The organism is Embleya australiensis, from assembly GCF_051903075.1.
In the GTDB taxonomy this organism is placed as follows: Bacteria; Actinomycetota; Actinomycetes; order Streptomycetales; family Streptomycetaceae; genus Embleya.
This window is the reverse complement of sequence record NZ_CP182422.1, coordinates 1,222,957-1,245,254: the sequence shown is the minus strand read 5'-3', so window position 1 is coordinate 1,245,254 and position 22,298 is coordinate 1,222,957. Positions and strand designations below refer to the sequence as shown.

17 protein-coding genes are annotated in these 22,298 nt (G+C 73.3%); 7 read left to right on the top strand and 10 right to left on the bottom strand.

Annotated features, from left to right (window positions below; genetic code table 11):
• Positions 1-69: 69 nt before the first annotated feature.
• Positions 70-909 (top strand): hypothetical protein, encoded by an 840-nt coding sequence (locus tag ACMXN5_RS05085; RefSeq protein ID WP_395786401.1) that lies wholly within the window; start codon positions 70-72, stop codon positions 907-909.
• Positions 910-995: 86 nt separating this feature from the next.
• Positions 996-1,295, top strand: a complete 300-nt coding sequence (locus tag ACMXN5_RS05080) for a hypothetical protein (protein WP_078978201.1) — start codon at positions 996-998, stop codon at positions 1,293-1,295.
• 80 nt (positions 1,296-1,375) lie between these two features.
• Here ACMXN5_RS05080 and ACMXN5_RS05075 read toward each other — a convergent pair whose 3' ends face one another.
• The 4 genes from ACMXN5_RS05075 to ACMXN5_RS05060 form a co-directional block, all read right to left on the bottom strand.
• Positions 1,376-6,037: an FtsK/SpoIIIE domain-containing protein gene (locus ACMXN5_RS05075; RefSeq protein ID WP_439674192.1), complete on the bottom strand. Its 4,662-nt coding sequence runs from the start codon at positions 6,035-6,037 to the stop codon at positions 1,376-1,378.
• A 226-nt stretch (positions 6,038-6,263) separates the two neighbouring features.
• Positions 6,264-7,394 carry a hypothetical protein gene (locus tag ACMXN5_RS05070; RefSeq protein ID WP_439674191.1) on the bottom strand — a complete coding sequence of 377 codons (1,131 nt, stop codon included), beginning with the start codon at positions 7,392-7,394 and terminating at the stop codon, positions 6,264-6,266.
• Positions 7,391-7,918 (bottom strand): sigma-70 family RNA polymerase sigma factor, encoded by a 528-nt coding sequence (locus ACMXN5_RS05065; protein ID WP_379998061.1) that lies wholly within the window; start codon positions 7,916-7,918, stop codon positions 7,391-7,393. The genes ACMXN5_RS05070 and ACMXN5_RS05065 overlap by 4 nt, the downstream gene beginning before the upstream one ends.
• A 148-nt stretch (positions 7,919-8,066) precedes the next feature.
• A complete protein-coding gene (locus ACMXN5_RS05060) occupies positions 8,067-8,483 on the bottom strand; it encodes a winged helix-turn-helix transcriptional regulator (protein ID WP_439674190.1) in 417 nt (138 codons plus the stop codon).
• Positions 8,484-8,613: 130 nt separating this feature from the next.
• Between ACMXN5_RS05060 and ACMXN5_RS05055 the strand changes: the two genes are divergently transcribed.
• Positions 8,614-9,543 carry an NADP-dependent oxidoreductase gene (locus ACMXN5_RS05055; RefSeq protein ID WP_439674189.1) on the top strand — a complete coding sequence of 310 codons (930 nt, stop codon included), beginning with the start codon at positions 8,614-8,616 and terminating at the stop codon, positions 9,541-9,543.
• A 297-nt stretch (positions 9,544-9,840) separates the two neighbouring features.
• Here the strand turns inward: ACMXN5_RS05055 and ACMXN5_RS05050 are convergent, their stop codons facing one another.
• Together ACMXN5_RS05050 and ACMXN5_RS05045 are read right to left on the bottom strand one after the other, a co-directional pair.
• Positions 9,841-10,659 (bottom strand): DUF2127 domain-containing protein, encoded by an 819-nt coding sequence (locus tag ACMXN5_RS05050; RefSeq protein WP_395786409.1) that lies wholly within the window; start codon positions 10,657-10,659, stop codon positions 9,841-9,843.
• Between the two features lie 101 nt (positions 10,660-10,760).
• Complete coding sequence (locus ACMXN5_RS05045; RefSeq protein WP_395786411.1) at positions 10,761-11,378, bottom strand: TetR/AcrR family transcriptional regulator; 618 nt, start codon at positions 11,376-11,378, stop codon at positions 10,761-10,763.
• A 303-nt stretch (positions 11,379-11,681) separates the two neighbouring features.
• Here ACMXN5_RS05045 and ACMXN5_RS05040 point away from each other — a divergent pair, with 303 nt between their 5' ends.
• Positions 11,682-12,863, top strand: coding sequence for a thiolase family protein (locus ACMXN5_RS05040; RefSeq protein WP_439674188.1), 1,182 nt, complete (start codon positions 11,682-11,684; stop codon positions 12,861-12,863).
• A gap of 113 nt (positions 12,864-12,976) precedes the next feature.
• Positions 12,977-13,738 carry a 3-hydroxyacyl-CoA dehydrogenase gene (locus ACMXN5_RS05035; protein WP_380035221.1) on the top strand — a complete coding sequence of 254 codons (762 nt, stop codon included), beginning with the start codon at positions 12,977-12,979 and terminating at the stop codon, positions 13,736-13,738.
• Positions 13,739-14,094: 356 nt separating this feature from the next.
• Here ACMXN5_RS05035 and ACMXN5_RS05030 read toward each other — a convergent pair whose 3' ends face one another.
• Both ACMXN5_RS05030 and ACMXN5_RS05025 read right to left on the bottom strand, forming a co-directional pair.
• Positions 14,095-14,748, bottom strand: coding sequence for a TetR/AcrR family transcriptional regulator (locus ACMXN5_RS05030; protein ID WP_439674187.1), 654 nt, complete (start codon positions 14,746-14,748; stop codon positions 14,095-14,097).
• A 147-nt stretch (positions 14,749-14,895) separates the two neighbouring features.
• The gene (locus ACMXN5_RS05025) at positions 14,896-16,902 is read right to left on the bottom strand and encodes a hypothetical protein (protein WP_439674186.1); all 2,007 of its coding nucleotides are present in this window, start codon (positions 16,900-16,902) and stop codon (positions 14,896-14,898) included.
• Between the two features lie 494 nt (positions 16,903-17,396).
• Here ACMXN5_RS05025 and ACMXN5_RS05020 point away from each other — a divergent pair, with 494 nt between their 5' ends.
• Positions 17,397-18,224, top strand: a complete 828-nt coding sequence (locus ACMXN5_RS05020; protein ID WP_439674185.1) for a GntR family transcriptional regulator — start codon at positions 17,397-17,399, stop codon at positions 18,222-18,224.
• On the opposite strand, the gene ACMXN5_RS05015 is transcribed toward ACMXN5_RS05020, so the two are convergent.
• Both ACMXN5_RS05015 and ACMXN5_RS05010 read right to left on the bottom strand, forming a co-directional pair.
• Positions 18,199-18,930: a GntR family transcriptional regulator gene (locus ACMXN5_RS05015; protein ID WP_439674184.1), complete on the bottom strand. Its 732-nt coding sequence runs from the start codon at positions 18,928-18,930 to the stop codon at positions 18,199-18,201. The two genes, ACMXN5_RS05020 and ACMXN5_RS05015, sit on opposite strands and share 26 nt — an antisense overlap.
• A gap of 170 nt (positions 18,931-19,100) precedes the next feature.
• Positions 19,101-20,633 (bottom strand): ArnT family glycosyltransferase, encoded by a 1,533-nt coding sequence (locus tag ACMXN5_RS05010; RefSeq protein WP_439674183.1) that lies wholly within the window; start codon positions 20,631-20,633, stop codon positions 19,101-19,103.
• 198 nt (positions 20,634-20,831) lie between these two features.
• On the opposite strand from ACMXN5_RS05010, the gene ACMXN5_RS05005 reads away from it, so the two are divergent.
• Positions 20,832-22,256: a serine/threonine-protein kinase gene (locus tag ACMXN5_RS05005; protein WP_439674182.1), complete on the top strand. Its 1,425-nt coding sequence runs from the start codon at positions 20,832-20,834 to the stop codon at positions 22,254-22,256.
• Positions 22,257-22,298: the final 42 nt, after the last annotated feature.

Below are 22,298 nucleotides of genomic sequence, written 5' to 3'. Positions count from 1 at the left end.
TGGTGGGCTCGGGCGTGGTCACGGCGACGGATCCGGCCGAGGGATCCGCGATGCCCGACGGGAGCGGACGTGGTCGACTTCGCGCTGGACTACAGCACGCTGGCCGAGGCCAAGAAGGACATGTACGACCTGGCCGACCGCATCTCGCCCACGCTCAAGTCGAGCGACTTCGCGACCCTGGGCAAGGGCGGCTACACCGACGCCCAGGCGGTGTTCGGCGACCCGACCCTGACCGCCGCGTTCCGCAGCCTGTACCGGCTGTCCGCGGGCCCGATGACCCGCGCCGAGGACCTGCTGAAGAAGCTCGGCGACTGCTTCGGCAAGGTCGGCGACGCCTACTTCAACGCCGACGCGCAGATCACCGAGGGCCTGGGCGTGATGGGCGCCACGATGGGCCTGGCGGAGTGGCGCAACAAGGTCGCCGCCTGGAAGTACAAGCAGGAGCACCTGGCCGAGTGCGCCAAACCCGGACCCGACGGTACCTACCCGGAGTTCTGCAAGGCCACCGACCCCGGCGACAAACCGCCGCTGGACAAGGTGATCACCACGCCCAACGGCGGCCGGATCGAGACCCACCTGACCCTGGACGCGGACGGCAACGTGATCAAGGAGGAGACCAAGGTCGTCAACAACGGCCAGACGTACACCTCGGTCACCACCTACGACTCGAGCCGGCTGAACTACACCACCGTGTCCACCGCGCCTGACGGCGGCGTGACCACCACCGAGACGCACCTGAACGCCAACGGGGGCGGCACGCAGAAGGTGGTCGACTCCGAAGGAAAGACGCACACCTACGCGCGCGCCGACGGCAAGCACGAATGGGTGGACACCACACCCAAGCCGCCGGAGAAGCCCGTCCCGCCGGGCGGTGGCGGCGGTGGCGGGCACATCCCGCGCCGCGACTGAGCCGCATCGCCCGGTAGTCCCCTGTAGCTCCCCGTAGTCCCCGTTCGTCGTACCCCCACGACGAGCCGATCTTCCCTGGAGGAACCATGCCCGATATCGCACTCGACTTCGGCCGCATCGACGAGGTCGCCGGCAAGCTGACCAAGGCGAAGGAGACCATCACGCCGATGATCAACACGCTGCTCTCCGACGTGAACGGGCTGCTGGACAACGGCATGGTCTTCAAGGAGTCGAGCCCGGCCATGCGCGAGGCCTACTCGAAGTTCAACACCAGCCTCACCGCCGCCGTCGACGGCATCCTGATCTTCTCCGAGATGTTCGCCAAGATCCGCACCCAGATGCACGAGATGGACGTGGAGATGGCGAAGAACCTGAAGAAGAGCTGAACCCTCGCCGTACCGATTCGGGCCGCTTCCCTCGGGGGGAAGCGGCCCGAACTCGTGTGCGCGAAAGGAGGTTCGCCCGGCTACTCGGCCGACCGCAACACCGTCAGCGGCACCTGCACCGCCATCGGCGCGCCGTTCGGCCCGGCGGTCCACGCCCGCCCGGGGACGGGCGGCGCCGAGCGCACCACGTTCGTCGGCAGCCGTACGCCGATCATGTCGCCCTCCTGCATGTTCTTCGGCGCGAGCAGGACGCCGCTGCGGCTGCCGCGTCGGGCCGCGGTGAGCCAACTGCCCATCGCCACCTGGAGGGCGTCGTAGGACCCCGCGTACAACAGCCCCTGCCCCCGGTCGCGGCCGGCGACCGCCAGGTCGCGCAGGACCCGGTCGGCGGCGGGCATCCCGAGCAGTTCGGCGTCGTCCACGACCACCACGCGCGGACCGGACAGCTCGTCCAGGGCCCGCTCGACCGCTTCGGCGGCGGGATCCTCCTCGGTCAGCAGCCGCACCTGGGGATGTTGCGCAAGCCCGCGCAGCGGCGACTCGCGCGGGGTGAGCACCACCAGCGACGTGCCGCCCGCGAGCAACGACACCGACAAGGACGCGAGCGTGGTGCTGCGCCCGGTCCCGGCGGGCCCGATCACGCAGAACACCGACCTGGCGGCGAAGTCCGCCCCGATCGGCTCCGCGCTGTCGCCGCCGATGCCGAGCAGCCCCCACATCGGGCGGCGCACCTCGGCCGGCACCCGCTCGTACGCGGTGGCGAACTCGACCACACGCGGCAGCGTCGGGATCAGCACCGGCATGCGCTCGCGCGGCACCGAGGTGTCGCGCAGGGCCGCCGCCGTGCCGATCCGGCGCAGCGCCTCGGCCTGTTCCTGTCCGCTCGGATCGGGCGCGAGCAACGCGACCTGACTCTCCGTCTGGGACAACACGTGCCAGCCGCGACCGGGCGAGATCACGGCCGGCACCTTGCGGATCGGCATGCCGGCCATCTGGTAGTCGCTGCGATCCGCCTGGCGCAGCAGCAGCTTGTGGTCGTTGTGCGCGGACAACCGCCCGCTCAGCAGCGCCCGTTCGGACGTCGCCACGATGTGGATGCCGGCCGCCGCGCCCTCGCGCAGCAGGCGCATCGTGTCGTCCACGAGCCGGCCGCCGTCGTGGTCGTCGAGCAGCGCGACCAGGGAGTCCCAGCCGTCGAGCAGGATCACGATGTGCGCGGGCCGCTCGGCCGCCGGGAGGATCCGGCGCAACTCCACCAATCCTGCGGCGTTGTGCGCACTGCACCGTTCCTGACGCTCGGTCAACTCGCGGACCAGGTAGCCCAACAGCCGCCCCATGCGCTCCATGTCGTGCCGCGAGACCACCGCGCCGCAGTGCGGCAGGGTCTCCAGCGCGGCCAGACCGCCGCCGCCCGCGTCGATCCCGTACAGGTGCACGTCGGCGCAACTCGCCGTGGCCGCCGCCGAACCCGCGAGGGTGCGCAATACCTGGGTGCGGCCCGAGCGCGGCGAGCCGATCACGTACAGGTGACCGAACGTGGCCAGGTCCATCGTGGTCACCCGCTGCTCCTGGAGTTGCGGAACGTCCTCCAGGGCGTAGGGGATCGGCGGCGGGCAGGGGTCGGACGGGTCGACGCCGGCCCGCTCCACCGGCGGCAGGTCGTCCACCAGCACCCGCTCCGCCAGGGGCGGCAACCACGGGCTGGGCAGCGGGCGGTAGTCGGGCAGCGTCTCGGCCGCCTCGCGCAGCGCCAGGACCAGGGCGTTGAGGTCGGTCGGGTTGGGTGTGTCCGCGGTGTCCGGGCCCTCGTCGACCGCCGGCAGCGACGCGGGCCGGCCCAGGCCGGCCAGGGTCAGTTCGGTGGCGCGCACCGCGCGGGTCGGGCCGGTCTTTTCGGCGGCGCCGCCGGGGAGGGGCCGCTCGGCGCCCACCCACGCGGCCTGGAACGGCACGGCGGCGCCCGGCCCGGTGCGGATCAGCGCCCGGCCGGGTGTGCCGGCCGAGATGTGCACGGCCTCCATGGTGTCGATGATGTCCTGGCTCTCGCCCGCGTCGGTCACCCGAAGGGCGATCCGCAGGTTGGTGTTGGCGCGGATGTCGCCGGTGACCACGCCGGCCGGACGCTGGGTGGCCAGCACCAGGTGGATCCCGAGCGAACGGCCGCGCTGGGCGATGTTGATCAGCCCCGTGACGAAGTCGGGCACCTCGCGGACGAGGGTGGCGAACTCGTCGATCACCAGGATCAGTCGGGGCAGCGGCGCCAGGGTGGGGTCGCCGGCGCGCTTGCCCCGGTACTCGGGGTGGTCCTTGGCGCCGACGTCGGCCAACAGCTGTTCGCGGCGCCGCAGTTCCGCCGCCAGCGACTCCAGCGCCCGGGTGGCGAGGTGCTCGTCCAGGTCGGTGACCATGCCGAGTGTGTGCGGGAGTTCGGCGCACTCGCTGAACGCGCTGCCGCCCTTGTAGTCGACCAGGACGAAGGTCAGCTCGTCCGGGCGGTTGGCCACCGCGAGCGCGGAGACGAAGCTCTGCAACAACTCGGACTTGCCGGAGCCGGTGGTGCCCGCGATCAGGCCGTGCGGACCGTCGCGCACCAGGTCGATACGCAGTGGCCCGTCGTAGCCGGCGCCCAGGGTGAAGGTGGTCGAGGCCGGGCGGCGGGCCCAACGGGCCACGAAGTCGGCCGCCTTCGGCGGTTCGGCGTCGACCAGGTCGAGCAGCTTGACGGTCTGCGGCAGGCCGCTGTCGTGCTCGGGGCTGACGTCGCGCAACGGCGCCAGGGCGCGGGCCAGTTGCTCGCACCACGCCGCGTCCACGTGGTCGGCGCGTACGTCCTTCACGTCGGGCAGTCCGGTCTGGCGCACGGTGAGGTGTCGGCCGGCGGCCAGCACGACGGCGGTGCACTCCTCCGGCAGCAGCCGCTCGCGTTCGTCCAGACAGACGCTGAACACCCGGGCCGCCGGGCCCTCGGTGAGCACCTGGACCATGCCGGGCACCTCGCGCAACTGCCGGGCGCCGTCGGCGATCACCAGGATGTCGGGGCCGCTGAACATGGCCTGGCCCATCGAGGAGCCCATGCTGCGCTGTCGGCTCTGGATCTGCGCGACCAGTTCGGAGATGCGGTTGGCGGTGGATTCGGGGTCGGTGCCGAGCAGGGCGACCGGCGCGGCCGAGCGGGACTGCGGGCGCAGGTGCGGCAACCAGCGCACCCAGGCCCAGTCACCGGCCCGCTCGGGATCGGTCAGCACCACCACGCGCAGGTCGCGCGGGCTGTGCAGGACGGCGGACTGGATCACCAGCCAGCGGGCCAGCGCCTGGATCGGCTCGGTGGGGCCGGCCACGCCGAGTACCCCGTGGTCGGGGATCTCGACGCCGATGGGTGTGTCGGGCAACGTCCAGCTCGCTGTGCGGTGATGCTCGTCCCGGGCCGGGTCCTCGACCTCCTTGACCGACGGCTGGTCGACGGTGCCGATCCGCAGCACCAGGTGGTCGGCGTCGCGGCGGCGCCGCTCCCACAACCGGCTGCCCGGCCCGGTCGCGATCAGCGCGACGGCGGCCGGGTCGGGGCCGACCTCGGCGCGGACGATGCGCTCGCGGCGCACGGCCGTGCGGATGTCGTCGTGCAATACGCGCAGCCGGCGCCGGTACTGCACCCCGTCGAGCTGGTGCTTGACCCGATTGCTGCGGCGGCCGGAGACCCAGTTCGCGATCGCCATGAACGGGCTCATGATGCAGAAGATCAGATAGAAGTACGAGTGGAAGAACCCGACCATCGCCAGGCCCATCACCAGCGGGGCGATCATCACGAGCAGCGGGAACGGCACCCGGTTCGGCTCCAGCGGCGGCGAGGGCAGCCGGATCTTCTCCGCGTCCAGGTGCGGGGCGATCCGGGGCGGCCGGTTGTAGTCCAGGCCGATGCCGTCGTCGGAGGGCGTCACGTCGGCGTCCGCCTCGACCGGTCCGCACAGGCGCAGCAACGACGGGCCGACGACCAGGTCGGACGCGTGCGGCCAGGGGGTGCCGGGCGGCGCCTCGGGGCGGAGCACCGGCTCCTTCGGCGGGGCGATCCGGGCGCTCTCCCGCTCGACCTTGCGGTCCGCCTCGCGCTCGTCCTCCAGAATGCGTTCCTCGTGCTTGCGGGGCAGCGCCGCGGCGGCGGTGATCGCGTCGGTGGGCGGCGGCGCCACCTCGCGGCCGTGCACCGCGCCCTCGTCGGGTCCGGTGCGATGCCAGTACGCCGAGCCGTCCGGGCACACCGTCACCCACAGGCCCCGGGCCGGTACGCCGGACACCGGCAGCCGGATCGCGCAGCCCTCGTCGGCGCCGATCTCGTGGCTGCCCGGGCCCAGCGGCCAGACCCGGCCGGTGTACGGGCCGGACACCGCGTGCACCTGGACCAGGGTCTGCGGGTCGAAGGGGTGCCGGGGGGCGTGCACCCGGTCGGGCTCGGCGGGCGGGGCGCCCAGGCCAAGCACCGTGGCCTCGCGGATCCCGGAGACGCTCAGCGGGGCCTGCGGGTCGAGCACGGTGTCGCCGAGGTAGAGCGACTGTCCGGTCGCCGGCGCCTGGCCGTCCAGGAACGCGCCCAGGTCGGCAGCGCCGGACTCGGGGGCGTCGTCGGCGGGTGCGGCCGGGCGGTGCACGGCGGTTGCGAGGTCCGCCACGATGCTCCCGGGCGGGAGGTCCAGGAGATGGTCGCGGCGCAGGCCGTCCGCGGCGTCCACGGTGGTGACGGTGAGTCTCACGTTCGTCGTGCTCCTGGGGGGTGGGGGACGGGGTCGGGTCCGGCCGACCGGGGGTGTCGGCGGGGAGGGGTCGGCGTGGGGCGGGGCAGGGCCGGCTGGGACGGGCCGGGATGTCGGCGCACGCCGGACGGGTGCCCGGCGGCGTGTCCCGGGCCCGCGCGGTGATGCTCGGCGGGGGATCGAGGACACGCCGTTCGGCCGCCCGTCCGGCGTGCGGGGACACGGGTCACACGTCGATGGAGACGCCGCTCGGCTTGTCGGTGTCGGCGGGCTCGGAGAGGTCGTCGTGCGCGGCGGCCGGGACCTGCGCCGGAACTTGAGCCCGCGTCGTGGGGGGCGGCGTGGCCGGGGTCGGCTCGGGGTCGAGGTCCAGGTCCGGGTCGATCCCGGCCGGGGCCGGGTGTACCGCGTCCTCCGTGGACCAGGGCGGCAGGCGCCACACCGTCGCGGCCACCGCGCGCGGCAGCGGGCGCGCGTCCACCCGCAGCGGCGTGCCGTGTACGAGCAGTGCGCCGTTCGGTGCGATCGCCAACAGCCGGGCATGACCCCGGGGTTGACCCGTGGTCAGCACCGACACGGGCGAGGCGGCGGGCAGTTCGGGGGTGTCGGCGCAGGCCACCACCTGCGGGTAGCGGCGGGTCGCGGCGACCGTCGTGGCATGCGCGAACGCGTCGGCGGCGCTCGGGCCCGCGTAGCGCGGATGCACCCCGGCGGCGACGGTGACCGCGCCGGCCGGCAATCTGGCGTCCAACTGGGCGGCCAGCGACTGGACGGTGGCCCGCGCGCCGCGCCGCTCGCCGGAGACCGCCAGCACGCGCGGTCCGGTCAGCAGGTCCAGGAAGACCACCGCCTCGTGCCGGGTGCCGATCGCGACCAGCAGCGGCGCGGGACCGGATCCGGGCTCCAGGTCGGAACGGGCGATCCACCACAGACGGGGGTCGAGTTCGTCCACCGCCCACGGCTCGGCGGGCACCGGCAGGTCCGGGCCGCAGCCCACCAACACCCCCACCACGTCACGCTCGACCAGCACGGCGTACGGGCGCGCGCTGGCGCTCACCTCGGCCGCCAGCATCGCCGCGTGCTCCGCGTCCGTCCAGGTGCCGGGCGCGCGCAGCGTGCGGACCAGGAGTCGGCGGCGCCGGCGGAACCGCACGAGCGCGGCGATCGGCTCGGCGAACGCGGCCACGGTGAGCGCGATTTCGCGGCGCAGCCGACGCCGGACGAAGCGCCAGCCGCCGCGCCGCATCGCGGCCCAGTGGGCCAGGGCGAACACGAGGACCAGGATTCCGGTCCACCCGAGCAGGGTCATCACATCGTGTCCGGCGACCCGCATGGCGAGGTCCTCGGAGCCGGTCATCCGCTCTCCTCGATCGCGGCCGGCTCACGCCGGATCGCCGCGATCCCGTGGTAGGTACGGGACTTGACCGTCCCGTGCGGTATCCCCAGGGCGCGCGCGACATCGGCGCCGCTGCGGTCGAGCAGGTGCACGTGCGCGACGGCCTCGCGGTGCGACGGCGCCAGTTGGCGCAACGCCCCCACCAGCACGCAACGATCGACCACCGACGCCGCCGGATCGGGCACCGTGGGCAGCCCGGTGAACTCGCTCGGGTCGATGCCCACCGGCAACGAACGATTGCGCCGTCGGGCGTCGACGGCCAGGTTGCGGGCGACGCGGAACAGCCACATGCGGATCGGGCGACCGTCCCAGTCCAGGCGGTCCGCGGCCTCCCAGGCCCGTAACAGCGTTTCCTGGACCACGTCTTCGACCGTGTGCAGATCCGCCCCCAGGATCCCGCTCACATATCTGCGCAACGGCGTGCTCTCCGCCATCAGCAGGTCGATCCGCCGCTCGCGCTCGTAGGTCTCCCGGCCAGGCGACACGAAACTGGGCTCCTCGGAGGCTCGGCCGGCGTCCGTTCCGCCGGTCAAGATCACGATATGGAGCGGGAATCACCCCCGGCGGACCGGGAAATGAACAGCGGGCGATCTTCTGGCGGCCCCTCGGTGTCCCGGGTCGGTGCCACCCGAATCACGGGCGGTTCGGGTCCATGTGCGCGGCGTCGTAGCGCTCGCGGGCCCGGTCCACCTCGGGGATGTGCTCCTCCGCCCAGATCTTGACCGCCTGCATGAGCGGCAGCAGGCTCGCGCCGAGCGGGGTCAGCGCGTAGTCGACGCGGACCGGGACGGACGGGGTGACGGTGCGCTCGACCAGTCCGTCGCGCTCCAGGTTGCGCAGGGTCTGGGTGAGCATCTTCTGGCTGACCCCGGCCACCCGCCGGGACAGGTCGCTGTAGCGTCGCGGGCCGTCGGCGAGCGCGTTGACGAGCAGGCTGACCCACTTGTCGCTGATCCCGTCCAGGAGCCGGCGGGCCGGGCAACTCGCCATGTACGCGTCGAACTCGGAACGGGCCTGGGCGCGGCGTTCGGCGGCGGTGCGGGTGGCCATGGCTCTCCTTCGGGTGGGATACGCACTTCCGGGTGGGTACTTCCTCTCGGAGAGTAGCTCTTCCTAGGTTGGCGGTCGAGGGGGTCGGGAGTTCGGCCCGTGGCTGCGGAGAGTGTGGGAGTGGTGGGTCATGCGTGCGGTGATCGCTCGGTCCGGTGCGTCGGTGGTCGAGGTCGTGGACGGACCCGTGGGTGAGCCGGGGCCCGGTCGGGTGCGGATCCGGGTCGCGGCGGCGACGGTGAATCCGGTGGACCTGATGGTGGTGGAGGGCGCGCCGGTGCGGTACGGACTGGTGCGCGAGCGTGCGGTGTTCGGGCTCGGGTGGGACGTCGCGGGCGAGGTCGACGCGGTCGGGGCGGGCGTGGCCGGGTTCGCGGTCGGCGACGCGGTGCTCGGGTTGCGCGACCGGTTGGATGTACGGACCGGCGCGCTGGCCGAGTTCGTGGTGCTGGACGCCGACGCGGTGGCGCCGCGGCCGGTCGGCCTGGATCCGGTGGCGGCGGCGACGATCCCGCTGAACGGCTCGACGGCGTGGCAGGGGCTCGACCTGCTCGGCTCGGCGGCGGGGGACACCCTGCTGGTCACCGGGGCGGCGGGCGGTGTCGGCGCGTTCGCGGTCGAACTGGCGGCGGCGCGCGGGGTACGGGTGGTCGCGGTCGCGGGGGCCGCCGACGAGGCGTCGGTGCGGGACCTCGGCGCGAGGTGGTTCGTGCCGCGCGGCGCCGACCTGGCGGACCGGATCCGGGCGTTGGTGCCCGGCGGGGTGGACGCCGCGCTGGATGCGGCCATGCTCGGCCCGGACGCGCTGGACGCGGTACGCGGCGGCGGGGCGTTCGTGGCGGTCAACGCGGGCGCGGCGCCGCCCGGGCTGCGCGGGATCCGGGTACACCACGTGTGGGTCCGCGCCGACGCCACCCAGCTGGCCGAACTCGCGACGGCGGCCGGCAAGGGCGAACTGACGCTACGCGTGGCCCGAACCTTCCCCTTCACAGACGCCCCCCGCGCCTTCGCCGCAGTCGCGGAGGGCGGCCTCCGAGGCCGGATCGTCCTGGTGCCGTAGACCGAGACGGCACGGGTCCCGCCCACCGACCTCGCCCCGGAAGCAGCGGCGACCCCTACCCGGACAGGATGGGTTATCAGTCCCACACGTGTGGGGACTCCTCGCGTCGAGAAGCGTGGGGTGGAGGTCGCGCCGGTTCAGCCCCGGCTCGGGTGAGGTGCCGGGTCCGGGCAAGGCACCGCCCGCCCGGCGAGATGCCGGGCCCCGGGAGCGATTCGGTGCCCCGGTGGAGGCAAGCGGGCGCCCCGGCCGGCGTTCGGTCGGGGCGCCCGGGGGTGCGGGTCGGGGCCCGCGGGTTTACGGGGTGCGGGCGGACGGGGGCTTGGTCGCGTGTACGTGTTCCTCCCACGGCTGCCGGGGCGGCCCGGGGTGGATCGCCTCGTCGATCTCCAGGAGCGATTCGCTGTGCCGCTCGCGTTCGAACGCCTCGGCCCCGCCGCGCACCCCGAACAGCCGCTTGGCGACGATGATGTAGACCACCGCGAGGATGTTCAGCACCAGCGTGCAGACCTTGAACCAGCTCACGTGCTCGCGCATCTCGTAGCCCTCCAGCGGTAGGAACGCCGCGGTGGCGACCACCGTGAGGTATTCCGCCCAGCGCTTGAGGTACCACAACCCGACCGCCTCGACGATCTCGATGACCGCGTAGGCGACCATCCCGATCGCCACCCAGATCAGCGTCGAGCGTTTGTAGTCGAACGTCTTGCGGATCGAGTCGACGATCGGCGAGTGGTCCAAGTCGTAGTGGAAGTGCTCGGCCACCGGCCGGAACGCGGTCAGGTCGTCCTCGAACAACCGGCGCACCGAGTCCTGCGAGTTGCTGAACCGCCAGACCGCGTAGGCCGCGAGCAGGATCAGTACGCCGCGCGCGGCCCGCTCGATGGAGAGGAAGCGCAGGATCAACACGTCGCGCAGCGCCCGACCGCGCATCACCACCGGCGCGTCGCCGGCGGGCCCGCGGCCCTTGACCTCGCCGAGCACGTAGTCGCCGCAGCGCAGGCAACGCCACGCCTCGCCGACCGGCGTGGTCGCGTGCAGCCGGGCGCGCAGCGCGGGTTCGTCGGGAGCGTACGTCTCATGGCCGCGCCGTGCGCAGGCCCGTCGATTCCAGTCCACGCCGTGAAGTTACGGTCTTCCGACCCGGCCACGTTCACGATTCGACCGGGTCCGTACCAAGGATTGGTCATCGAAGCGTGAAATGAGGCCGTACGCTCCGGTTAGGGCACGCCGTTCCCGGCCAGAACGTGGTCCAGACTCGCCGCCCATTGCCGTACGACCGCCCGCCGACGCTCGTCGTAATCGATGACGAGCGCGCTGATGCCCAGACCGCGGGCCACGTCGAGGGTGGCCTCCACGGCGGCGGACACCCCGGGCAGGGAGACGTCGGCGTCGAGCAGCTCGACGGCCATGTCGTATATCGCCGCGGTCAGTCGCAGATCCAGCGGGATCACCCGCGCGCGCAGCACGGGATCGTTGACCGCCGCCGTCCACAGGCTGAGCGCGGCCCGGTACAGCCTGCCCCGGAACATCGACGCCAGTGCCTCGACCACCGCCTCGGTGTGCGCGGGGCCGGGCGGGATCCGGGCGCCGTCCAGGCGGGTACGGGCGACCAGGTCACCGGCGATGTGGTCGATCGCGGCGGTGAACAGGTCCTCGCGGGTGGGGAAGTGGTGCTGCACGGCGCCTCGTGAGACGCCCGCGCGCTCGGCGACCACGGTCACGGTGCCGCCGAGCCAGCCCAGCTCGGCCAGCACGTCGACGGCGGTGTCCAGGAGTCGGGCACGGGTGACACGACTGCGGTGTTGACGTGGTTCGCGTACTGGTGCGCTGGTCACGTAGGTCAGCCTAACCCCCGGGACGGGGCTCGATGCCGGTTTTGTCGGTTGACGTGCGCGGTATCGCCGAGACGAGCACGAGCGTGTCGCCGCCCGGGTCGATGCTTGACAGCATTTGCGCCGGCGGGTCGAATGTCTTAGCGAACGTTCAGTAACCTTGCCGGCAGGACCCTGCGGGAATCCGGGAGCGGCCGGCCCACAGCGGGATCGCGGCACGATCGCGCGGACCGCGCACCGGATGCCACGACCGGGTCCGGCCGTCGCGGTGCGCCGGTTCCACCGTCGTGAAGGAGACGCAACGCCATGACCACAGCCGTCGTCGTCGACGCCGTACGCACCGCCTCCGGCAAGGGCAAGCCCGGCGGCGCCCTGTCCGGCACCCACCCCGTCGACCTGCTCGCGCACACGTTGCGGGCCCTGGTCGAGCGCAACGGCTTGGACCCGGCCCTGGTCGAGGACGTGATCGCGGGCTGCGTCACCCAGGGCGGCGACCAGTCGCTGAACATCGCCCGCAACGCGGTCCTCGCCGCCGGATTCCCCGAGGGCGTGCCCGCCACCACGGTGGACCGGCAGTGCGGATCCAGCCAGCAGGCCGCGCACTTCGCCGCGCAGGGCGTGATCGCCGGCGCGTACGACATCGTGATCGCGGCCGGTGTCGAGTCGATGAGCCGGGTGCCGATGGGTCTCGCCTCGCACGGCGGCAACCCGCTCGGCGGCGAACTGCTCGCCGCGCGCTACCCCGAGGGCCTGATCCCGCAGGGCTACTCGGCCGAGTTGATCTCGGCCCGGTGGAACCTGGACCGGGAGACGCTGGACCGGTTCTCCGCCCGCTCGCACCGCCTCGCCGCGCAGGCCGCCGCGCAGGGCGCGTTCGACCGCGAGATCGTGCCGATCACCGTGGCCGGCGGCGAGCACCGGGTGGACGAGACGGTACGTCCGAGCACCTCGGAGGAGGGACTGGCCGGTCTCAAGCCCGCGTTCGTGGACGAGGGCATGGCCGCGCGCTTCCCGGAGATCGACTGGCGGATCACCCCGGGCAACTCCTCGCCGCTGACGGACGGCGCGTCCGCCGCGCTGATCATGAGCGAGGAACGGGCGAACGCGCTCGGCCTGACCCCGCGCGCCCGTTTCCACGCGTTCGCGGTCACCGGCGACGACCCGCTGCTGATGCTGATGGGCGTTGTCCCGGCCACCCGCAAGGTGCTGGAGCGGGCCGGCCTGGGGATCGACGACATCGACGCGTTCGAGGTCAACGAGGCGTTCGCGCCGGTGCCGTTGGCGTGGGCGGCGGAGGTGGGCGCCGACCTGGAGAAGGTGAACCGGCGCGGCGGCGCGATCGCGATCGGGCACCCCCTCGGTGCCTCCGGTGGGCGGCTGCTGAGCACGCTGCTCGGGGTGTTGGAGGCCACGGGCGGGCGGTACGGGTTGCAGACGATGTGCGAGGGCGGCGGGATGGCCAACGCGATGATCATCGAACGGCTCTGAGGTCGTTCGGTCGTTCGGTTGGTCGGTTGGTCGGTTGGCCGGTTGGCCGGGTTTTCGGTCGGGTTCGTCGGCCGGGTTTTTGTCAGTGAGTAGCGAGTTACGGAGACACACGTATGCGCATCGAAGGCACCACCGCCCTGATCACCGGCGGCGCCTCGGGGCTCGGCCTGGCCACCGCCGAACTGCTCGTCGCGAAGGGCGCGTCGGTCGTGCTCGTCGACCTGCCCTCGTCGCAGGGCAAGGAGGTGGCCGAACGGCTGGGCGAGCGGGCCCTGTTCGTACCCGGCGACGTCACCCGTGAGGACGAGGTGCGGGCCGCGGTGGAGGCGGCCGACGCGGACGGCACGCTGGCGATCACGGTCAACTGCGCGGGCATCGCGAACGCGGCTCGCACGGTGGGCAAGAAGGGCGCCTTCCCGCTGGACGTGTTCGCCCGCGTGGTCAACGTCAACCTGATCGGCACGTTCAACGTGCTGCGGTTGGCCGCGGAGCGGATGAGCACGCACGAGCCGGTGGACGGCGAGCGCGGCGTGGTGGTCAACACGGCGTCGGTCGCCGCGTTCGACGGGCAGATCGGGCAGGCCGCCTACAGCGCGTCCAAGGGCGGGATCGCGGCGATGACGCTGCCGATCGCGCGGGACCTGTCGGGGTTGGCGGTGCGGGTGATGACGATCGCGCCCGGGTTGTTCGAGACGCCGCTGCTCGGGTCGTTGCCGGAGGCGGCGCGGGAGTCGCTGGGTGCGCAGGTGCCGCACCCGAGTCGGTTGGGGCGGCCGGCGGAGTATGCGGCGCTGGTCGCGCACATCGTGGAGAACCAGATGCTGAACGGGGAGGTCATCCGGCTGGATGGGGCGATCCGCATGTCCCCGCGGTGACGCTCGGCGCTGGGCCGCAGGGGACCTGGCCTTCGGCCTAGGTCTTTTGGCCTCAAGCGCCGGCCGGGCTGGTTGTTGCTGGGCTGGGGGGTTCGGCCGGCGTTTCGTGTTGGTTGTTTGAGGTGGCCTCAAGCGCCGGCCGGGCTGGTTGTTGCTGGGCTGGGGGGTTCGGCCGGCGTTTCGTGTTGGTTGTTTGAGGTGGCCTCAAGCGCCGGCCGGGCTGGTTGTTGTTGGGCTTGGGGGGTTCGGCCGGCGTTTCGTATTGGTTGTTTGAGGTGGCCTCAAGCGCCGGCCGGGCTGGTTGTTGTTGGGCCGGGGGTTCGGGTGGCGTTTTGTGTTGGTTGCTTGGGGTGGGCTCAAGTGCCGGTCGGGCTGAAGGTGCCTGTGTAGCCGACTGTGGACAAGGAGATCTGTACGTAGCGGTCGGCAATTTGTTGGGGGGTCAGGGGGCCTGTGGGGCGGTACCAGTTGGCTACTGCCTGGCAGCAGGTGATGACTGCTCGGCCGGCGTCGATCGGGTATGGGGTGGTGAACTCGCCCAGGGCCACGCCGTCGCGGACGGCGGCGTGCATCAGGGATTCGAGTTCGTCGCGCATCGCCACGTAGCGGGCCCGGTTGGCCGGTTCCAGGCTGCGCATCTCGGTGTCCAGGAACGCCAGCGGTGCGCGGTTGGCCATGTACAGGACGATGCACTCGACCAGCGCGGCGAATCGTGCGGCCGGCGCGTCCTCGGCCTCTTCGAGCGCTGCCCGGCAGCGGCCCAGGGCGGCGTTCATCGAGCCGATCAGCAACTCGACCAGCAGGGCCTGCTTGTTCCGGTAGTGGTAGTACAGCGCCGGCACCGTTACGCCGACCCGGCGGGCGATGTCGCGCACCGTCGTACCGTGATAGCCGTGCTCGTCGAACGCGGCGAGCGACGCGGCCAGGATCGGCGGCAGCAGCAGCGGTCGGTATCCGCGCCAGTCGGTGTGACCGTCGGCGCGCAGATCCGCCGCCAATGGCTCCGCCATGGGTCCGCCTCCTGATTCCGCGGACTTGCTCCGGCCGTTCCGGGACGCATCGTCTTGGTTGCCGGGCATTCTAACGATCGCTCGCTCGGTACCCGTACCCGTGCGCCGCCCCGCGCGACCCGGACCGCGGTCCGGGTCGCGCCGGGGTCAGCCGCCGATCTCCTGCAGGGTCTTGACCAGTTCGGCGAAGCCGATGCCCACCTCGTCCAGCACCCGCAGCAGGGCCGGCGGCGGGTCGCCGATCTGCCGGTTGAGCGGGCCGACCCGGCCCGGGACGCTCGCCAGGTCGCCGCCGCGGAAGCGCGACTCGGGGTCGGCGGGCCGGCGTATCTGGTAGCTGCGCCAGTTCCGGGCGGGCCAGTTCAGCAGCGTCAGGTCGGGCGCCTCCCAGGCCATGAACGCCCAGCGGCGCTCGTTGCCGGCCTGGATCAGCACCGGCTCGCCGTACTGCGCGAGCCGGGTCGCGGCCACCGCCGCGATCGGGACCGGGTTGCCGAACGAGCCGGTGATCCGCCAGATCCCGTCCTCGATGCCGGCCACCCAGCCGTGCGCGGCGAATTCCTCGATGGCCTCGGTGTACGGGCTGTCCTCCGGCGCGGGGGCGAAGGTGGTGGTGCCGGCCGACTCGAACTCGGTCCCGGCGGCGACGTAGAGCGGCGGCGGGGTCGGAGCCGGCGGGGGCGTCGGAGCGGGCGCGGCGACCTCGACCGGACGCGGCGGCGGGCTCACGGGTGCCGCCGGCGCCCGGGGCGGCTCGGGGGCCTTGGGCGCGGCGGGAACGGGAGCCGGGGTCGGCGCGGCCGGCGTCGGCGTCGGCTCGGCTCGCGGCGTCACCCGCTGCTCGCTCGGCCGTGCGGCCGTGGCCGGGCTGTACGCGAAGACCACGCCGGAGTGCGTCACGCCGCCGTCGGCGCGTGGAAGGCTGCCCCGCACCGCCGGGCCCTGACCGGCCGCCGGCGGGAAGGTCGCGCTCGTCGCGCCGGCCGGGACGACGCCCAACTCCCGCCAGGAGCCCGCCGATCCGTCGACGGACGTGGTGATCGTGACCGGCTCGCGGGCGGGCCCGGCGAGCACCACGTGCAGCCCCGCGCCGTCCGCCCGGGCGCCGAGCAGGACCAGTTCGGGCGTGGCCGCCACGCCGCGCAGCGCGTCCAGGTCGGCGGGCGCGACGGTGCGGCCCTCGTCGAGCGGCAGGACCGGGCCGCCGACGGTGTGTACCGCGAGGTCGAGGCCGCCGCCGGCCGCCGCGGTGGTGCCGAGACCGGCCCGGCTCAGGTCCGCGTTGCCGGTCAGCGCGGACCACTGCTCGCCGATCCGCCACTGCGCGAACCGGCCGTGCGTCAGCCGCTGTTCGGGCAGCACCCGCACCTCGGCGGGCCGCCCCGCGAGGGCCGAGCGCAGCACCGCGCCGGAGTAGCCGGACCAGTTCTCGTGTACGCCCAGCACCACCCGCGCCGGAGCCAGCCGGGCGATCAGCTCGCGCAGCGTCTCACCGCCCGGGTCCACGGCGGGGGCGTACAGGTGCAGCTCGTCCACCGGACCGTTCGGGAGCCGGTCGAGCAGCGGGCGGTCGAGGTTGTCCAGGAGCCGGGCCTCGGGACCCGGGGTCTCGTCCGCCAGGATGTGCCGCTCGGTCAGCAGCCCGGCGATCTCCCGCAGGTGCTCGGCGGCCCACGGCGCCATCGCCACCGTGTCCAGGTCCGGCAGCTTGTCCAGCCAGTCCGCGACGTCGGCGAGCAGTGCGTTGGAGGCGTCGTCCTCGGTCTCGACCACCGTCCACAGGCGGTCGTCGCCGGCCCAGCCGGGCAGTGCGGGGGAGCCGCCGCCGATCGCGATCCGGCAGGCGTGTTCGCCGATCAGTACGACCAGCTTGGCGCGCAGCGAGCCGGGACACACGGTGGGTGCGTAGAGGTAGTCCCGACCGGCGCCCCGCACCCGGCTCGGGTCGTGCGCCTCCTGGGCGGCGTCGCCGAGGATGGCGACGCGGGCGGACAGGTCCCGGGCGAGCGGTACGGCGACCCGCTCCAGGAAGGGCAGGTCGACGCCGAGGCCGAGGAACAGCGCCTCGTGCAGGGCGGCCCCGTCGGCGCGCTCGCGCCATTCGCGCAAGAGCGTGACGGGGGATGCGGATCGGGTGTGCTGCGACGCGGTCATATGTCGATGTCCAAGGTCGTTCGTCCCGAGGGGGTGGCGTGCGGCTGCGGCTCGCGGATGCGGTCGGTGGAGCCTTCGACACGGTTTCGATGGTAGGCCCGGTCGCGCCGTGGACGAGGGGGATCGGCGGGCGGAGCCACTCCCGGCCGGACGCCGAGCGGCGTACGGGCCGCGCAGGTCACGCCGGCGAGCATCCGAAACCACCTTCCTCGTCGCGAGGATCATCGCAGGAGCCGGCCCCGGGGAGGGCGAAGGCCCCACCTGCCGGGCACCATGACGGGCCATGTCCGGGGGCGACGCGCCCCCGCGTCCATGTCGCCGATCCTGCTGCCTGAGATATTAGGCGCACAGGTCCGGGAAGGTGCCGGCCGCCTCGAGTTCGCGCGGCGTCGGCGTCCGGCCGAGTCGATCCGGGCGCCGATCGGGCTTTGCCGGTCTTCGCCGATTCGGGTGTGCGGAGCCGACCGGGGCCGGGATCCGGAGAGAATCCGGGCATGACATCGAGCTCGCCGGCGCGCCCGAAGAGCCGGACCGCCGTTGCCCGCGAGGTGATCCGGCGGCGCATCCTGCGCCTGGAGATGCCGCCCGGAACGGTCTTCAGCGAGGGCGACCTGGCCGCCGCCCTGGACCTGGGCAAGACGCCGGTGCGCGAGGCGCTGAACCTGCTCACCCACGAGAGCCTGGTGGCGGTCGCGCCGCACTCGGGCTATCTGGTCATGCCGGTCACCCTGCGCGACGTCCGGGAACTGCTCGAACTGCGGGTGACGGTCGAGACGTTGCCGGCCCGCCTGGCGGCCGCGCGGGGCGAGGGCACGGCCGGCCTGGACGCGGCGGCGCTCGCGTGGTGGCAGGCGACCAGCGGGGAGCGGACCGACGCGGTGCCGAGGCCGGTCCAGGGCCTGGCCTACGGCGCCGCGCTGGCCGAACGGGCCGGCAACGCGCGGGCGGCCGAGGTCGAGGGGTACGTACTGCGCCACCAGCTGCGGCACCTGTACCTGGCCACCGCGCTCGGCGACCCGCACTGGCCCGCGCCCGACCGCTCCGCGCTGTCGGCCGCGCTGGCCGCGGGCGACCCGGACGGCGCGGCGGCCGTGGTCGAGGACGGGATCCGGGCCCTGGGCGCGGCGCTGTTCGCGACCCTGGTGCCGGTGGTGGCCGCGTACCTGAACCGGCCCGCGGACGGCGGGCCCGGGGGCCTGCCGCCCGACGCGGTGCTCGATCTGGACCTGGGCACGCTGCTCCGCGACGGCGACGGCGACGGCGCCGATGCCGTCGCCGTGCGGCCGGGCCGGGTGATCACCGCCCAGGCGACGGCCCGGTGATGTTCACGTCGAGCAGCGCGTCGTTGGCCAGCAACGTGTCGAGCACTCGCTCCCGACAGCCGGTCAGCCGGGTGTGCGCGGCCCGCCCGGCCGCCTCCGCGTCGCCGTCCGCCAGCGCGTCGAGGAGTGGACCGTCGTCCCCCGCGATCACCCGCAGGTGCGGCCCGTCGGCGGTGACGCACAACCGCAGCAGCCGGTGGTGGGCGTACAGCGTGCCGGCCAGCGCGCGCCGCAGATGCCGGTTGCCCGCCAGATCGGCGATCACCAGATGCAGCCGGGTGTACCGCTCCAGCCAGGCGTCCGGCCCGGCCACCGGGGTCGGCGTACGCACCCACGCGCCCTCGCGCGCCGGCGCCGAGCCGACCTCCGCCGCGCGCCGGGCCACCGCCGCCGAGGCGTCCCGGGCGAGCACGCGGTGCAGGTCGAACAACTCGCGCGCGGAGCGCAGCGTGACCCGGGTGACCCGGTAGCCGCTGCGCGGGATCACGTCGACGAACCCGTCCTCGGCCAGCAGCGCCAGCGCCTCGTGTACGGGTGTCTTGCTCATGCCCAGTTCCTCGGCCACCGCCTTCTCGGTGAACCGCGAGCCCGGGGCCAGCTCCAGGTACAACACCCGGCGTCGGATCTCCCGATACGCCGATCCCGTCAGCGACCCCGGTCGCCCCTCGCCACCGGTGCGGTACCCGGGCGGACTCGCCTGCGCCATGACACTCCTCGGGACTCGGTACGACTCGATACGACTCGGTCGGGTGCGATGTGGTGCGAGGTGGTGCGGTGGGACCGGGTGTGGTGGGACGTGCGGTGGTGCGATTCGGTGCCGTGCGGGCTCGGTGCGCAGGGCTCAGTGCTCAGGGCTCAGTGCTCAGGGCTCAGGGCTCAGTAGAAGTGCCGCAGGTCCGGCCAGATGCGGGACCAGGGCTTCGTGGTGCCGGCGCACAGTTCGACCACCGCGTGCTGCTCCTCGTTGTCGACCCCCTTGCCGTTGTCCACCCGGGTGACCAGCCGGCAGTCGACGAAGTCGCGGTATCGCGCGGTGACTTCCCCCTCGCGGACGACCACGACGGGCCCGTCGGCGCGATCCGGCGGCGGGCCCCAGTCGGCGAAGGACATATGGCCCGAGTACGGCTTCGGCAACCCCCGGGCCGGGCCGTACCGGTCCAGCGCGCCGGCCTCGCCGTAGTTGCCCGCGAACAGCACCGCCCGGCCGCGCTGGTCCGGCGGGATCCGCCCCCAGGCCACCGCCGCCGCGTCGGCCAGTTCCGGCCAGCCGATCTGCTCGCCCTGCTCGGGGTTGATCCCGATCACCGCGTTCACCCGGCCGGCCGGCAGCAGCGGCAGCGAGATGACCGCGCTGGTGACCGTGGCGACCAGGAGCATCGAACCCACCGGCACCCGCCGCCCGGGCCGGCTCGCGGCCCACTGCACGGTCGGCTCGCACCCCGCCGCGACCAGCACCAGGAGCAGCGGCAGCGCGTAGTACGACTTGCCGCCGGAGGCGATCACCAGCACGCACAGGATCGCGTAGCCCGGCACTATCGAGCGCGCCCAGTCGATCTGCGGCGCCCGCAGCAGCCGGCGCGCGCCGGCCACCCAGATCGGCACGAACAGTGGTGACAGATAAGCGATTTGCAGCGGGACGAACATGATCCGGTTCTTGATGCCGTCGTCCGTGCTGATCCCGCCGGCCACGGTGAACTGCGGCCAGTCGTGGGTGGCCTGCCACCACAGACCCGGCGCGCTCAGCCCGATCGCGATCGCCGCGCCGCCGACCAGCCACCGGCTGCGCAACACCTCGCGGGGGCCGACCGCGAGCAGGCCCACGAGCAGGGCCACCACGAGATAGCCGACCAGGTACTTGTTCAGCATCGCGAAGCCGACGGCGGCACCCACCGCGAGCCACCAGCGCCCGTCGCCGGTGCGCAGCAGCCGCAGGACGAACCACGCGATCAGCAGCCACGCGACGATGTCCAGGGTCGCGGTGGACCACAGGTGACCGATGCCGAGCACGATCCCGGAGGTGGCCGCGCAGGCCGCCGCGAGCAGCTGGCCGGCCCGTCCGCTGCCGAACTCCCGGGCGATCAGGGCGACCAGGAGCACCGTCCCGGCGCACGCGAGGGCGGCGAATATCCGCAGGTCCTGCGGGTCGTCCCCGAACAGTTCGCCGGACGCCCGGGCGAGCAGCGGGGTCAGTGGAGGCTGGTCCACGTAGCCCCAGGCGAGATGTCGACCGGCCACGACGAAGTACAGCTCGTCGCGGTGGAATCCGTAGCGCGCGGACACCGCCGCCTGCAGCGCGAATACCGCGACCATGATCAGCACGATCGGTCGCTTGGCGAGCGGAGGCAGAGTGGGCGGGGCCGGGGCAGGCAGCAACGGTTCGGTCGACGTGCCTTTCTCCACACGGCTCATTAGGTCATGGTGCCGGATCGACGAGCGGTACGGCAGAGACTCGCGCGCAGGTCCGGACAACAAGTCGGGTCGGTCGAACGGACGGCCTAACGTCGCCGGGACGGACGGCCCGACGTCGTCGGGGCGGAATCGGGGATGACCGTTTTCCGACGCGATGACCGGATCCCGGCGCACACTGTCCTTCGGGGGTGGCCTGCCATGGACATGCGGGATTCGGGGCGCTCGGTCGTGGGCCGGTATCGGCTGCGCGAGCGGTTGGGCGCCGGGGGTATGGGCGTGGTCTGGCGCGCAGACGACGAGCTGCTGCACGTCGAGGTCGCGCTCAAACAGGTGACCATCGGCGACTGGCTACCGGAGGCGGAACGCGAGCAGCGGGTGGCGCGGGCCATGCGCGAGGCGCGCAACGCCGCGCGGCTGCGCGAGCATCCGCACATCGTCAGCGTGCACGATGTGGTGGTCGAGGACGGCGTGCCGTGGATCGTGATGGAGTACGTGCCCTCGCGCACCCTGGCCGAGGTGGTCGACGAGGACGGTCCGCTCACCGTGGCCCAGGTCCGGGTGGTCGGCACGGCGCTGGTGGACGCGCTGGCCACGGCGCACGCGCTCGGCATCGTGCACCGCGACGTGAAACCCGCCAACGTGCTGTTCGCGCCGACCGGACGGATCGCCTTGGCCGACTTCGGGATCGCGGTGCACGAGGACGACGCGGGGCTGACCGCGTCCGGGGTGATCGGGACGCTGGAGTACATCGCGCCCGAACGGCTGCGCGGGGACCCGGCGACGCCGGCGGCCGATCTTTTCGCGCTGGGCTGCACGCTCTTCCAGGCGATCGAGGGCAATTCGCCGTTCCGCCGCGAACAGGCGTACACGAGCATGGCCGCCGTGCTCGGGGAGCCGCCCCCGAAGCCGCGTCGGGCGGGGCCGCTGACCGACGTGATCCTGGGGCTGCTGGCCAAGGAGCCGGAGCGGCGACCGGACGCGGAGGAGGTCCGGCGGGCCCTCGACGCGGATGTGACGGACAGCGGGACACGGCGGGTGGGGCGGGAGTTGGCGGGGCCGGCGGCGCTCGCTGGACCGGTGCGGCCGGTGGAGGCAGAGGAGGCCGGCGGGGAGGCGGGTACGGTTCCCGCGTCGGTGGGATCGCCCGCCGTCGAGGGCGGTGGGGACGGGGGCACGGTTCCCGCGCCGGTGGGATCGACCACCGTGGCGTCGCCGGTTGATCGGGTGGCTTCGGGCGATGTCGTGGACCCGGGCGATGCGTTGCCCCGACGTCGTCGGCGGCGCCGGGTCGGGGCCGTGCTCGGGGCGGTCGGCGGGATTCTCGTGGTGATCGTGGTGATGAGCCTGCTGCCGAACGGTCGCGGTGGTGGGGGCGGCGGGAGTGACGAGAGTACGAGCGGTCCGGCGGCGGTCGAGTCCGAATCGGCTTCCCCGGACCCGACGGACACCTCGTCCCAGGGCGATGCGGTGTCTCCGTCCTCGGACGGGGGCGCGGCCGAGCCCGCGCCCGCGTCGGCGGGGGTCACCGCGACCGACTACACCGTGCCGGGGTTGGGGCCGGTCGTACCCGCCGTGGTGGTCGTATCGCTCGACTCCCGACGGCCGGCGGCAGGCCCGTCGTGACGGGGTGACTCCCGTGCAGCGAGCGGCAGATCGGGGTTGCGC

Excerpts from the sequence above, each read along its gene's own strand:
- ACMXN5_RS05025 (WP_439674186.1), bottom strand. The coding sequence starts at position 16,902 with ATGACCGCGTCGCAGCACACCCGATCCGCATCCCCCGTCACGCTCTTG.
- ACMXN5_RS05040 (WP_439674188.1), top strand. The coding sequence starts at position 11,682 with ATGACCACAGCCGTCGTCGTCGACGCCGTACGCACCGCCTCCGGCAAG.
- ACMXN5_RS05060 (WP_439674190.1), bottom strand. The coding sequence starts at position 8,483 with ATGGCCACCCGCACCGCCGCCGAACGCCGCGCCCAGGCCCGTTCCGAG.
- ACMXN5_RS05080 (WP_078978201.1), top strand. The coding sequence starts at position 996 with ATGCCCGATATCGCACTCGACTTCGGCCGCATCGACGAGGTCGCCGGC.
- ACMXN5_RS05030 (WP_439674187.1), bottom strand. The coding sequence starts at position 14,748 with ATGGCGGAGCCATTGGCGGCGGATCTGCGCGCCGACGGTCACACCGAC.
- ACMXN5_RS05020 (WP_439674185.1), top strand. The coding sequence starts at position 17,397 with ATGACATCGAGCTCGCCGGCGCGCCCGAAGAGCCGGACCGCCGTTGCC.
- ACMXN5_RS05070 (WP_439674191.1), bottom strand. The coding sequence starts at position 7,394 with ATGACCGGCTCCGAGGACCTCGCCATGCGGGTCGCCGGACACGATGTG.
- ACMXN5_RS05035 (WP_380035221.1), top strand. The coding sequence starts at position 12,977 with ATGCGCATCGAAGGCACCACCGCCCTGATCACCGGCGGCGCCTCGGGG.
- ACMXN5_RS05005 (WP_439674182.1), top strand. The coding sequence starts at position 20,832 with ATGGACATGCGGGATTCGGGGCGCTCGGTCGTGGGCCGGTATCGGCTG.
- ACMXN5_RS05055 (WP_439674189.1), top strand. The coding sequence starts at position 8,614 with ATGCGTGCGGTGATCGCTCGGTCCGGTGCGTCGGTGGTCGAGGTCGTG.
- ACMXN5_RS05010 (WP_439674183.1), bottom strand. The coding sequence starts at position 20,633 with ATGAGCCGTGTGGAGAAAGGCACGTCGACCGAACCGTTGCTGCCTGCC.
- ACMXN5_RS05015 (WP_439674184.1), bottom strand. The coding sequence starts at position 18,930 with ATGGCGCAGGCGAGTCCGCCCGGGTACCGCACCGGTGGCGAGGGGCGA.